This window comes from Erythrobacter sp. JB1-7 (assembly GCF_057365015.1).
This window is the reverse complement of sequence record NZ_CP200291.1, coordinates 2,009,050-2,022,133: the sequence shown is the minus strand read 5'-3', so window position 1 is coordinate 2,022,133 and position 13,084 is coordinate 2,009,050. Positions and strand designations below refer to the sequence as shown.

13 protein-coding genes are annotated in these 13,084 nt (G+C 57.2%); 2 read left to right on the top strand and 11 right to left on the bottom strand.

Translation table 11 applies throughout. The annotated features are described in order from the left end of the window. Window positions 1-9: 9 nt before the first annotated feature. From AC0V6W_RS09800 to AC0V6W_RS09760, 9 genes are all read right to left on the bottom strand, one after another. The gene (locus AC0V6W_RS09800; RefSeq protein ID WP_486149515.1) at window positions 10-195 is read right to left on the bottom strand and encodes a hypothetical protein; all 186 of its coding nucleotides are present in this window, start codon (window positions 193-195) and stop codon (window positions 10-12) included. 121 nt (window positions 196-316) lie between these two features. Next, window positions 317-664, bottom strand: coding sequence for a PilZ domain-containing protein (locus tag AC0V6W_RS09795; protein WP_486149513.1), 348 nt, complete (start codon window positions 662-664; stop codon window positions 317-319). Window positions 665-820: 156 nt separating this feature from the next. After that, complete coding sequence (locus tag AC0V6W_RS09790; protein WP_486149511.1) at window positions 821-2,902, bottom strand: ribonucleoside-diphosphate reductase subunit alpha; 2,082 nt, start codon at window positions 2,900-2,902, stop codon at window positions 821-823. Between the two features lie 493 nt (window positions 2,903-3,395). Further along, window positions 3,396-4,310, bottom strand: a complete 915-nt coding sequence (locus tag AC0V6W_RS09785; RefSeq protein ID WP_486149509.1) for an alpha/beta fold hydrolase — start codon at window positions 4,308-4,310, stop codon at window positions 3,396-3,398. A gap of 61 nt (window positions 4,311-4,371) precedes the next feature. Next, window positions 4,372-5,307 carry a TraB/GumN family protein gene (locus AC0V6W_RS09780; RefSeq protein WP_486149507.1) on the bottom strand — a complete coding sequence of 312 codons (936 nt, stop codon included), beginning with the start codon at window positions 5,305-5,307 and terminating at the stop codon, window positions 4,372-4,374. A 25-nt stretch (window positions 5,308-5,332) separates the two neighbouring features. Further along, on the bottom strand, window positions 5,333-6,082 hold the full coding sequence (locus tag AC0V6W_RS09775) for a hypothetical protein (protein ID WP_486149505.1): 750 nt from the start codon (window positions 6,080-6,082) through the stop codon (window positions 5,333-5,335). Then, a complete protein-coding gene (nadB, locus tag AC0V6W_RS09770) occupies window positions 6,079-7,734 on the bottom strand; it encodes an L-aspartate oxidase (protein ID WP_486149503.1) in 1,656 nt (551 codons plus the stop codon). The genes AC0V6W_RS09775 and nadB overlap by 4 nt, the downstream gene beginning before the upstream one ends. A 310-nt stretch (window positions 7,735-8,044) precedes the next feature. Next, complete coding sequence (locus AC0V6W_RS09765) at window positions 8,045-9,028, bottom strand: MBL fold metallo-hydrolase (protein ID WP_486151548.1); 984 nt, start codon at window positions 9,026-9,028, stop codon at window positions 8,045-8,047. Window positions 9,029-9,078: 50 nt separating this feature from the next. After that, entirely contained in the window at window positions 9,079-10,032 is a 954-nt protein-coding gene (locus AC0V6W_RS09760) for an ABC transporter ATP-binding protein (RefSeq protein ID WP_486149501.1), read from the bottom strand. Between the two features lie 94 nt (window positions 10,033-10,126). On the opposite strand from AC0V6W_RS09760, the gene AC0V6W_RS09755 reads away from it, so the two are divergent. Together AC0V6W_RS09755 and AC0V6W_RS09750 are read left to right on the top strand one after the other, a co-directional pair. Further along, the gene (locus AC0V6W_RS09755; RefSeq protein ID WP_486149499.1) at window positions 10,127-10,345 is read left to right on the top strand and encodes a zinc-finger domain-containing protein; all 219 of its coding nucleotides are present in this window, start codon (window positions 10,127-10,129) and stop codon (window positions 10,343-10,345) included. Window positions 10,346-10,442: 97 nt separating this feature from the next. Further along, window positions 10,443-10,898 (top strand): hypothetical protein, encoded by a 456-nt coding sequence (locus AC0V6W_RS09750; protein ID WP_486149497.1) that lies wholly within the window; start codon window positions 10,443-10,445, stop codon window positions 10,896-10,898. A 181-nt stretch (window positions 10,899-11,079) separates the two neighbouring features. Here the strand turns inward: AC0V6W_RS09750 and AC0V6W_RS09745 are convergent, their stop codons facing one another. Both AC0V6W_RS09745 and AC0V6W_RS09740 read right to left on the bottom strand, forming a co-directional pair. Then, window positions 11,080-11,769, bottom strand: a complete 690-nt coding sequence (locus AC0V6W_RS09745; RefSeq protein ID WP_486149495.1) for a hypothetical protein — start codon at window positions 11,767-11,769, stop codon at window positions 11,080-11,082. A gap of 321 nt (window positions 11,770-12,090) precedes the next feature. Beyond that, window positions 12,091-13,065 (bottom strand): NAD(P)H-dependent flavin oxidoreductase, encoded by a 975-nt coding sequence (locus AC0V6W_RS09740; RefSeq protein ID WP_486149493.1) that lies wholly within the window; start codon window positions 13,063-13,065, stop codon window positions 12,091-12,093. Between the last annotated feature and the right edge of the window lie 19 nt (window positions 13,066-13,084).

Here is a 13,084-nt window from a genome sequence, read left to right as displayed (position 1 = left end):
AAGCGCGCCTTAGCCCATATAGGCAAAGATGATCAGCAGGCTGGCCGGCAAAAACAGGCCCGCCATCCCGGCATGGATCATGGCGGCGTTGTGCGTGTGGCCAACCCCTTCGGTTTTCAGCACACGGGCAGCGTTCAACAGATAGACCAGCGATACGATAAGGCCGAAAATACCGGCAATAACAGGAAGGTTCATTTGAGCTTCGTCCTTTTACTTAGCGCCGATCCCGCAGCGCTGTAAGGACAGTATGACACACAGATGCGTCAAGCGCGAGAGGCTTGTCCGCGCGGCGCTTTCAGCCCGGCCAGCAAGCGCATCAAACGAAGCGGCGAACCATGCCTTCTGAGCGGGTTTCGTGAAAAGCGGTGCCGGCCGCATCCCAATCCGCTTCGGCCAAATGCCCGAACAGGCGCGGGGGAAGCGGACGCAAAAACGCCAGCCCCGCCTGACCCGAAGCGCGCCAGACAACCTCGGCCATATGCGGCCCGGTGCCTGCGATGAAAAAGCGGACATATTCGCCCAGCCGCAAACCCGAACGCGGATCATGCACCCGGCACCCGCCATGCGACAGATCGGCCAATTCCACATCCCATTGCATGCCCTTGGGCGTGCGATAAGAGCCTGCAGCCGAAGTGGTGACGCGTTTGGATTGGCGAGCTTTCATGACGGTCCGCGTACCATGTTTGTGGTTACCAAAGTCTTTCAGAATTACCATTTAGGAATAGAGGCTTGGCTTTGAAGCAAAGAAAACCCCGCAGGCCGGCGTGACCCGCGGGGTTTTCGGGATAATGAGCGATCATCAGCGGTAACTCACAGCATCTCACTGACAGCTCAAGCATTCCTCGTAATCGGTCTGCTGTTCGCCCAATTCCGCTTTCAGTTCGATCTCGGGTGCATTGGCGGTGTTGTCCGCTTCGACGCCGCCTGCAAAACCGGCGCGCTGCACGGATTTTGAGCGGAGATAATAGAGCGATTTGATGCCTTTTTCCCATGCCTGGAAATGCAGCATCATCAGATCCCATTTATCGACATCCGCCGGGATGAACAGGTTCAGCGATTGCGCCTGATCGACATAGGGCGCGCGGTCGGCTGCGAATTCCAGCAGCCAGCGCTGATCGATTTCAAAGCTGGTTTTAAAGCTCGCCTTTTCCTCATCCGACAGAAAATCGAGATGCTGGACGCTGCCGCCTTTTTCGAGGATCGAATTCCACACATTGTTGGAATTTTTCGATTTCTTGTCGAGGATCTTCTCAAGATACGGGTTCTTGACGATGAAGCTGCCCGACAAGGTTTTGTGCGTGTAGATATTGGCCGGGATCGGTTCGATGCACGCGCTTGTCCCGCCGCAAATGATCGAAATCGACGCGGTCGGAGCAATCGCCATTTTGCATGAGAAACGCTCCATCGCGCCCATTTCAGCGGCATCCGGGCACGGCCCGCGCTCTTGCGCAAGCAGCATGGAGGCTTCGGATGCTTTGGCCTGAATATGCTTGAACATTTTCAGGTTGAGCGCTTTCGCCATCGCGCTTTCAAAACCAAGCCCCTTTTGCTGGAGGAAGGAATGGAAGCCCATCACGCCAAGACCAACCGAACGTTCACGCTCGGCTGAATATTTCGCGCGCGCCATTTCATCAGGCGCGCGGTCGATATAATCCTGAAGCACGTTGTCGAGCATGCGCATCACGTCTTCGATAAACTGCTTGTCGCCGCTCCATTCGTCCCATTTTTCAAGGTTGAGCGAAGACAGGCAGCACACCGCCGTCCGGTCATTGCCAAGGTGGTCGATCCCGGTTGGCAAAGTGATTTCACTGCACAGATTGGACGTGGACACTTTCAAGCCCAGTTCGCGGTGATGCTTTGGCATCATGCGGTTCACCGTGTCGTTGAACACGATATAGGGTTCCCCCGTGGCCAGCCGCGTTTCGACCAGTTTCTGGAACAAAGAGCGCGCATCAACCTTGCCGCGCACTTCCTGGGTCTTGGGCGATTTCAATTCAAATTCGGCCCCGTCGCGCACCGCTTCCATAAACTCATCGGTGAGCAGCACGCCGTGATGCAGGTTCAATGCTTTGCGATTGAAATCGCCAGACGGTTTGCGAATTTCGAGGAATTCTTCGATTTCAGGGTGCGAGACATCAAGATAGCACGCCGCCGAACCACGCCGCAGCGACCCTTGCGAAATTGCCAGAGTAAGCGAGTCCATAACCCGCACAAATGGAATGATGCCGCTGGTTTTGCCATTAAGGCCAACCGGTTCGCCAATGCCGCGCACATTGCCCCAATAGGTGCCAATGCCGCCGCCTTTGGAGGCTAGCCAGACATTTTCATTCCAGGTGCCGACAATCCCGCCAAGGCTGTCTTCGACCGAGTTGAGATAGCAGGAAATCGGCAGGCCGCGCGATGTGCCGCCATTGGACAGCACCGGAGTTGCGGGCATGAACCACAGGTTTGAAATGTAATCATAGAGCCGCTGGGCATGCTCCTGATCGTCGGCATAGGCATCTGCGACCCGCGCAAACAGATCCTGAAATTTCTCACCGGGCAGCAAATAGCGATCAATCAGCGTTTCCTTGCCGAAATCGGTGAGATTGGCATCGCGGCTTTCATCGGTTTGGATCGTAAAGCGGCGATCATTGACCTTTTTGCTGTCAGGAATGGCTGCTTCCTTGGCCGCAGCAGCAACCGCATTGCCAAGCGCCTGTGCACCTTTGGCCGCGATCAGCTCTTCGCTGCCGGGATCGGATTTGTCCATTGTCATTGCCTTTTCCTGCTCTGGCTTTGCCTGCGCCGACTGGCCATCTGCCAATCGATCATCTGCCACTGGGGCGTTGTTCGCATCGCTGTCATTCAGCAAATCCAAATTGCTTTCTACTGGCACGCCATCACTCGCTTTAAAATCCATGTAAGCCCCGTATTGTCCTCGGAATTGAACGCTTGCGCAAGCGCAAATGTTCCAATTCTGTTCCGTCTCTCTTTGTCGACTGATTGCCCACAACCCATCCCCATGATGGCCACAGACTTATCCGTCCTTTATCCCCCAACTCGCCTTGCCACGCCCAAATCTCAGCGACTCCCTCTCCATCCCGCTGCAATCAGCGGCCACGGCAAATCACCTAATTGTGGGGGTCCAATGCGAACCGAACCACTAGATGATGAATCAGAGAGGATTGCGGGTCAACCAGTGATTAACCCTAAATCGGATGAAATCGGCGGTGTGTTACCCCAATCAACCACCGCGACGCGTGGAGAAAGCTAGAGTCGCGAGGGGCGCAAGCCCCAAATTGAATCTGTGAAGAAAAATATGGTGATTGTTAGGTGTGAATCAATCTGTGGAGCAATCGAATCCGTAACGGCAATTCTATTGCTCAGGAGCGCGCAAGGGGGCTGAGAAAGCCCTATGTCGCAGCGAATTCAGAAACGCTCGCGGATTTTGCGTGGGCAGCGATTTCATCGGCCAGTTGCTCGGTCAATTCGCCCGGCAGATCATGGCCCCAGCCCGCAATGGTCACCAGCTTCGCGCCGGGAATATGTTTGGCCGTCTCTCGCCCTGCTTCAACCTTGACCAGAGGATCGCCCTCGCCATGCAGCACAAGCGTGGGGGTGGTGATCCCTTCCAGCCGTTTGCGCCGGTCGCCATCATCGATAATCGCGGCCAATTGGCGCGGCAGTCCGGCGGGATAGACCGAGCGGCGAATACCTTTGAGCACCAGATCGCGCCGCCGCTCAGGATCGCCTTGAAAACCGGGCGAGCCAATCTTGGCGCGAATGTGCAGCCCATGCGCGAGCAGATCATCCTCTTCCATCGAAGGCAGCGGAGCGACCAGCGCCTCCATCGCTTCCTTGTCAGCCTGCGGCAATTTGGGATTTCCGGTGGTGGACATGATCGAGGTGAGCGACAACAGCAAATGCCGGTGATGCACCGCCATCAACTGAGCGATCATCCCGCCCATGCTCGCGCCCACCACATGCGCTTTTTCAATGCCGAGCGCTGTCAGCAGCCCTGCGCCATCATCCGCCATATCTTTGAGCGAATAAGGCACCGCCGCAGGCCAGCCAAAGCGTTTGCGCAGCACTTGCCAGGCGATGCCGGGCGCGCGGGCATCGCCCATTTTCTCGCTGAGACCGATATCGCGATTGTCATAGCGCACCACATGAAACCCGCGATCCACCAAAGCGGCGACAAAATCATCGGGCCACAAAGTCATCTGCGCGCCCAGCCCCATCACCAGCAAAATGGTCTCATTTGCCCGGTCGCCATGCTCATCATAGAACAGCTCTAAACCGGTCGTGGTGGTGGTGATGGTGGGCATGGGGCGCAGCCTTTGTGAAAATTGAGTTCGATTTTGAGACTAGTTTGCCTGGGCCATTCGATCAAGGCGCCGAGGAAAGGGGGCGCCAGGCTGGACCGAAAATCTCGTATCCGCGTGCCTCCAATTGGTCGAGCACCCCCTGATCCTCTGCCAGAACGCGCAGCGGCACAACGGCGAGGGTCACTCCGTCTTTGTCTGCCGCATCTTCGATCATGCCTGTCCACTGCGCGCGGATGTCTTCGCCCAATTCATCATCGGCCCACGGCCAGCATTGCCCCAGTGCTTGCTCCAGCGGATTGGCCATAACGGCAGGCACATCGAATTTGCGCCAGTCATTGCCGCGTTTTTTGATAATGGCCTGACCTTGCTCAGTCGCCGTCATGGCCGCTTCAAGACAGGCAATATGGCTTTCGGGCGGGGCCTCTGCGAGATTGTCGAGCAAATCTTCACCCCGGAAGCGTTCGGGCCGGGTGACAGGCACGTCGCCCTTTTTCGCGGCCTTCTTGACGATGTCGGTCGCGTCTTTGATAGTCTCGTCATCAAAGTCGAGCCGCCGCGCGAGCAGGTCAAAGCCTGTCATCAGAAAACTGCCGCGATCATAATCCTTGTCATATGTCTCTTCGAGAGCCGCCAACCGCCTCCGCTGATCGGGCGAGAGGTAGTCGGATGCGACCGTTTTGCCGGGAAGCTTGGTGAATTTGCCCCCGCTAAAGATCAGGCGAAAGGCATCACCGGGCGAAAATTTGGGCGCAGCGCGAATGATGACGCGGCTCGCCTCGGCAGTCGCCTCTTTGAGCCTGTCCGGCTGCCAAGGAGTGGATTTGGGCACGGCGCGGATTTCGCCGACCAGAATGATTGTCCCGCTCGCGGTATCAATCGTCCACATCGGCGCGCCAGAGCGCTGCGCGGTGACGACGATTTGGTTGGGGGTGGGCGGCTCCTGGGCTCCGAGGGGGGCGGCAACGGACAATGCGACAAATATTGATAAGCGGCGCATAAAGGTGCCTTTCCTGCCCGGCGCTTTATTGCCCCTCTTGCTCATTCGAAGCAGGCCGCAACTGAACGATCAATGAAGTTTGCTCGCTGTCATCATCATACGCGCAGCGCAGGCGCATCAGCAGAGGCAGTTTCGCTCTGCCCGGAGCCCAGTAATCATAAACGCCATCGGATACGCATTTGGCAGCAGAGATCGTCCGCTGTTCAAAATACTGCCGCGTTGTCATGGATGATGAGCGCGGATGCTCGGCGACATTGGCGACAAAAAAGGCCTTCTGCGATTCCAGCCTGTCCTGAACCGCATCGCGCGAAATGCTATGCGTGCCGCCATACGTAACCGTGATCCCGTCGGGTTGATCGCTGACGACAGGAGGGCCAGACAGGCTGGCAGGCCGCGATGCGGCAATCCACGGAATGCCGCCGCGCTCGGTCATCATGATGTGGGGACTGCGCGGTTCCACGCCGTCATCGCGCTTGATCGAATAGCCTTGGGGCGCGCCGTCTTCACCGTAATCCATCGAATTGACGAAACGGTCGACCACCAGCGCAGTTTCGGCGCCCGTTTTCCATTCGATCTGCACAAAATAAACCTCAACGCGGGAAGCTTCGTAATATCCCAAATTGTCAGTCGACACGCGCAGCAAAAACAGATGTTTCTCGCTCACCCCGATCGGCTCCTCGACAAAGTCGATGAAGACATCCGGACTTGCCGAGGCAGGCGCAGCCATAAACAGGGCAATAGCAGCCATGGCGGCTTTGAGTGGATATGTCGTCATGGGACCAGCACGGTGTCTTCGACCGTCTCGCCTGTTTCCGGGTAGTCCATTGTGTAGTGCAGCCCCCGGCTCTCATGCCTCTCCAGTGCAGACCTGACGATCAACTCCGCCGCCTGCACCAGATTGCGCAGTTCAATAAGATCAGTCGTCACGCGGAAAGCGCCGTAATAATCCTCGATCTCTTGTTGGAGCAATTCGATCCTGCGCTTGGCACGTTCCAGTCGTTTGGTTGTGCGAACAATGCCGACATAATTCCACATAAAGCGGCGGATTTCGGTCCAGTTCTGTTTGATGACGACTTCCTCATCGGAATCGGTCACGCGGCTTTCATCCCAGGGCAGGATTGCGGGCGGTTCCGCCAAAGTGCCCCAATTTGCGAGGATGTCTTCTGCTGCCGCCTCGCCAAAGACAAAGCATTCAAGCAGGCTATTTGACGCCAGACGGTTTGCGCCGTGAAGGCCGCTTTCGGTCACCTCGCCAGCAGCCCACAGGCCCGGCAAATCGGTGCGCGCGTTAAGGTCCACCACCACCCCGCCGCAGGTGTAATGCTGCGCAGGGACGACCGGGATCGGCCCGGTCGTCATATCAATGCCCAGCCCGATGAGCTTTTCATCAATCGTGGGGAAATGGCTGCGGATGAAGTCGGCGCTTTCGTGGCTGATATCGAGATACACGTAATCAAGGCCAAAGCGTTTGATCTGATCATCAATCGCGCGCGCCACCACATCGCGCGGGGCCAGCTCCATGCGCTCAGGATCATAGTCCGCCATGAACCGGTGACCCGTTTCGGGATGGTAGAGCCTTCCCCCTTCGCCGCGCACGGCCTCTGTGATGAGGAAGTTTTTGACTTCGAGATTGTAAAGGCAGGTGGGGTGGAACTGCATCATCTCCATGTTGGATACGCGCGCGCCTGCCCGCCATGCCATCGCAATACCATCGCCCGTCGCGCCCCGCGGCGCGGTTGAGAATTGGTAGACGCGCCCTGCTCCCCCAGCGGCCAGAATAGTCGCGCGGGCGATATGGCGCTCAACCCGTCCGGTGTCCTCGTTCAACGCGTAAACGCCCCAAACCCGGCCTGCGGCAGAGAACTTCTCGCCATGCCGGTCAGTGATGAAATCGACGCAGGTGCGCCCGCCCAGCATGGTAATGTTGGGATTGGCCTCTGCTGCTTTGAGCAATGCGGATTGCACTGCCCAACCTGTCGCATCATCGACATGCACAATCCGGCGATGCGAATGCCCGCCTTCGCGCGTGAGATGAAGATCGCCCGAATCCTGATTGAACGGCACGCCCAGTTCAACCAGCCGATCAATCGAGGCGGGCGCGCCTTCGATTACAAATTCGACAGTGTCGCGGTCATTCAAACCCGCGCCAGCCACCATCGTATCGCGCACATGGTTTTCAAAGGTATCGCCCGCATCCAGCACGGCGGCGATCCCGCCCTGAGCCCAAGCGGTGGAGCCGCCGGTCAGCGATCCCTTGGCCAAGACCAGCACACGTTTGCTTTCCGCCAATTCCAGCGCAGCGGTCAGGCCAGCGGCTCCCGATCCGATTACGATTACGTCAAAAGAGAATTCTTGGTCGTTGAGGTGCTCATCATCAGAGCAATGCCGCCCAATTCGTGCAGGGGCAAGCAGATTGGCACCAACCATAAAGCGGCCGCGTTACAGCCCTTTAATGGTTAGGGCCATGGCGCACCTGCGGGTGACTTGTAAATTGGCGCGAATCCCGCCTGCACGGCGACCACAACGCTTATCAGCAAAGGACACCAAGGCCGCATGTCCCGCTTGCATCACCCCATCAAAAGGTTGCTATGCGTCTTTGGCCGTCATGCGCCCCAGCGCGGCAAGGTTGTTTGGGACGGACGGCGCTATGTGGGCAATTGCAAGCACTGCAAGAAGCCGCTTTACCGGGTCGCGCATAAGGTCTGGCGCGCGCAGCTTGATGACGGGCTCGACGCTGCTAGAGCGCGTAGCAATCAAGGTCATCAGCAACACTGACAGGCCCCTTGTATTCGCCGCTTATCGCCTCCAACCCGCTGCCTATCCGGCTGAGCGAGCGCTGCATATTGTGCGTCAGCACCAACCTTTCCGCTTCCAAAGCGCCTGCCAATTCGCCGATCTGCTCGGGCGTTCGGTGCAGCCCGCGCGGCTGACCATCTTCGCCATTGATCACGTGATGGGCGAACAGGATGGCGGGCTTCGTCCCTGTAAGGTCAGACAGGAACCGCTCGCTTAAAAAGCTTTGATCGCCCGTAATCACAATGCTTTGGCCGCCCAGCTGGATGGCATATCCCAGCGCGGGCACCGGGCCGTGATGAACGGGATGCGCCATCACCGAATAATCGTTGGAGATATCCAGCCCTGTTGGCGCGGCGGCACCTTCGCCTGTGGAAATATCGCGCGGCTGCAAAATTGGCTTGTTCTCGCTGCCGTCCAGAAATCCGCCATTATAGGCGAAAGCGCCCGTATCCTTTGACATCAGCCGCGCGAGAAACTCGCTCGTCCCAGCAAATCGCGGTGCGCTGCCCGGGCCGATGACAGGCAGAGGCGTGTTGCGTCCCTCAAACCCGCCGGAATTGAGCACATCAATCACATCGCCTGCATGATCAGCATGCAGATGGGTGAGCAGGATCGCATCCAGCTCAGCGATGCTGGCACCAGCCTCGGCAAAGCGCACGAAACTGCCCGATCCCGCATCGATCAGCAAACGCGCCGCGCCATTAATCCAGAGCAGATAGGATGTGCCCGCGCGCGCCTGATCGCCCCCTTCTGCTATAGGCCCCCCGCTGCCCAGCACTTGCAGAGCCGCCCCCTTAGATGGGCATTCGGCAGATTGCTCCGCGCGGGGCAGCGCCATTGCGGCATCTGCCGGGCTGTTTTCAGGCATTGCGGTGTTATCTTCAAAAGCGAGCCAGCCGCATCCGCCCAATGCGACCGCGGCCATTGCAGACAAAGCGGGGCGCACCGCGCGCCTAATCCTTATGTCCGCAATTCTCACGCGCCAGTGCCCGTCAGCTGCACAAATACATCCTCTAGGTCCGCCTCGCGCGTGGTCACATCCTCAATCGTCAACCCCTGATCCTGAAGAATGGCGAGCACCTGGCCCGCGCTCATCTGATCCTTGTCATAGGTGACTTCGACCCCGCGCTCGCCCGTTTGGACCACTTTGGCAAAGGCATCATGCGCCGGCTGTGCGGCAAGGTCATTCGCGACCGTTACCGCAACGATCTTTTCGCGCGCCATGTCGACCAGCTCGCGTGTGGGCTTGTTCGCGATTAATTGGCCGTGATTGATGATCGCGATCCGGTCGCACAATTCCTCGGCTTCTTCGAGGTAATGGGTGGTGAGAACCACCGTCACCCCTTCGCGGTTGAGCTCAGTGACAAGCTCCCACAATTGACGGCGCAATTCGACATCAACCCCTGCGGTGGGCTCATCCAGCACCAGAATGGGCGGGGAATGCACCATCGCCTTAGCCACCAGCAGCCGCCGTTTCATCCCCCCGGACAAAGTGCGGGCATAGGCATCGCGCTTGTCTGCCAATCGGACAGCGGCGAGCAATTCCTCACTGCGCCGCAGAGCTGCAGGGATGCCGTAAAAGCCGCCCTGATTCTCCAGCACTTCAAACGGGGTGAAGAACGGATCGAACACGATCTCTTGCGGAACAATGCCAATCGCTCGGCTGGCATTGCGGCGCTGTTCATCAATATCAAAGCCCCAGATATCCGCGCGCCCGCTCGTTTTCATCACGATGCCCGCAAGGATGTTGATCAGCGTCGATTTGCCCGCGCCATTGGGGCCAAGCAGACCAAAGATTGATCCTTCGGGCACATCAAAGCTGACCCCATCAAGCGCCAGCTTGCCCTGCGTGTCCTCGCCTTTGGCCCCTTTGGGGGCGGCATAACGTTTGACAATGTTGTCGATACGGATGGCAGGGGCATTGGTCATAGGCGGATGCCATAACGATCCTGCCGCCTCGCGCCAAGCAGGAGCCATGAAACAGCGATTGAATTTTTAAGGTCTGCCTTTTATCGCTGCGGCCATGACAACAGCCCAATCTCAAACCGCACCCGAAACCGTCTTTGTCGAAACCCGCCGCGTCAGCTGCGATGGCGCAAGCCAGATCCGTTCAGGCGCAGGGTATCGCCCGTCCGCTCTGGGGCATCCGCTCGTCTATCTTGAGATTGATGAAAGCGGATTTGCCGAATGCGGCTATTGCGACCGTAGGTTCGTTTTGAAAGGCGGCGCGGCGGATGCATAAGGCCCCTCGGCTTTACACCATTGAGCCAGTCACAGCCCATTCAGCATTGTAAACCTAATGTTGCGATGTGGATGGGGATGGCAGAAGGAATAAAGGCATGACACGATCCGCTATGTTTGGAGCCGCCATGGGCCTCGCGCTCGCGGCAAGCCCTGCTGTTATGGCGCAGGATGCTGATATTGAGACCGCGCAATCGGATGATGCGGTAGAAATGACAAAAGGCGAGAAACGCCTTGCCAAATTAACAGAAGGCCGCGTTGCTGGTGAACCTGTGCGCTGCATTCGCACGCGGCCAAGCGAACGCCTGACAGTCATTGACGATACCGCTTATGTTTATGGGAGCGGGAACACCATTTACGTGCAGCGCACGAAAAACCCGGACCGGATCGACCGCGATGATGTGCTGGTGTCGCGCCGTTTCAATGCAACTCAATTGTGCCGGCTTGATGTAGTCACGACAATTGATCGCGTTTCAGGCTTTTTCAGTGGCGCAGTTTTCTTTGAGGACTTTGTGCCTTACACGCGCGAAAAGAAGGACGCGGAGGCCAGCTGAATTTGGCCAGCTGAACTTAGGTGGCCAAATGTTGCCAGCCTGAATCTTGAAAGATTGCTGAAGCCGCGCAATGAACAGCCAGATTTAGGGCGGACACTGCATGCAGGTCCGCTCCCAATTTCTTGTAAACACAGGCTAAGCAAGTGTGCGTGCCAGCCACGTGGGTTTGGGATTAGCGCAATTACGACGCGCTGTTGATCCGTTGCAGGCTATCAATGGAGCTTTGATAATGATCCAGAACCTTTGCGCTGGTTGAATCCACGCAATCCAGGTCCATCCCCACTTCAAAATGATCCCAAACACCTTCAGTGCGCCGGATCGCTTCGGCTTTCGCGTGCAACTCGGACAAAACGGGCAATTCAGACAAAGGGCGCGATGTGGGTATGGCAGCCAAGACATCGAATTGCTTTTGATCCCGGTCTCCAGCATTTTTGCGCTCAGTATTTGAACGACCGATCCATGCATCGGGCGTTTTTGGCGCATCGATGGCGGGCGAGTACGCTGCAGGCACGAGCCGGAGATCGCCCGCCCTGTGCTCAAGATCCCTGTGCTCAAAATCCCTCATTCCAAAGTGAAGTGCAGCGCGGCGGTCATCCTGATCAAACCTGCAACCTTGCATCTGATCAAAGAATCCTCGCTTGGGTTGTTTTGCATCGTGACCCGCTCGTGCGCCGGATATTGCCGCGGCGCGTTCAGCGCCCGGCTTGCTCGGCAAGCTCAACGGTTCGTACTCATACAATCCGCCTGTATCGACTGCCCCGATCAGCTTGCGCATGCGCTCTGATCCGTTCCAGTCACCAATTAGCCAACCTGTTATGCAGGACGCACCGATCAAGGCCATCCAAACTTCTACTGCAATCACTTGTTCCACACCGTTTCCCTTTGTCGAGCGCGACGCCTCCCAAACGCTGAACTCTTATGCTGCCCCTTATTCCACCAGCGGAATAACAGGCACATTTCAGAGGCTGCGATCCGCCATTCGAACCCGATCAAAGATCGAACAGCAGCGATCACAACATGCGTATCTTTACCGGGGTTTTGAGGGATTTTTTATCCGTATCGTTACGTATGTGGGCGGTAACAATCGTTAAGCATGCACTGGAACATGGCATTCACTACAGGCGGCGGCTTTGTTGCGCCGCCGCCCGCATACATCACGGTCTTTCTCGAAAAAACGCGCGGATTGAGACGCTTAACCGCGCGCCATCGCATTCATTTTGGCAAGGATGTCTTCGGCTTCGGTGATGATCCGGTCCATCAATTCTTGGCAACTGGGAACATCACTGATGAGGCCTGCAACCATTCCGCAGCTCCACGCACCTTTGTCCATTTCGCCCTCCATCATGATCGAGGGATAGACCCCTGCAACTTCGGGCAGGATATCCTGAATGGTGAGTGCATCGCCCAGCTCTTTTTCCTTTTCAAGCAAGCGATCCACCGCATCATTGGCCAGCACACGCTCCGTATTGCGAAGGGGGCGCATCACAAGCCGGGTATCCAATTCTGATGCTTCTACAATCGCGCGTTTCACATTGTCGTGCACTGGCGCTTCTTTGGTGGCGATAAAGCGCGTGCCCATATTCATGCCCTGCGCGCCCATTGCCAGACTCGCGACAAGGCTGCGGCCATCAGCCATACCGCCAGACGATACGAACGGGATTTCCAGCTCATCAGCAGCTCGCGGCAGCAGAATGAAATTGGGAACATCATCCTCGCCCGGGTGCCCGCCGCATTCAAAACCATCGACGCTCACCGCATCACAGCCAATTTCCTGCGCTTTCAAAGAATGCCGCACGCTTGTGCATTTGTGGATCACTTTGATGCCAGCATCTTTGAGCGGACCCAGCAATTCCACAGGATTACGCCCAGCGGTTTCCACCACAGGCACACCGCCATCAATCACCGCTTTGACAATGCCGGGATAATCGGGCGGGGTCAGCGTTGGCAGGATGGTGATATTCACGCCAAACGGCTTGTCCGTCATATCCTTGCACCGCGCGATTTCATTGGCGAGCTTTTCCGGTGTGCCCTGGGTAAGCCCGGTGATGATCCCCAGCCCGCCAGCATTGGAAACAGCCGCTGCCATTTCGGCAAAGCCGACATAATGCATGCCGCCTTGAATAATCGGATGCTGAATGCCGAACATTTCGGTGATGGCGGTTTTCATTGGTCGTCTCCCTCAATTG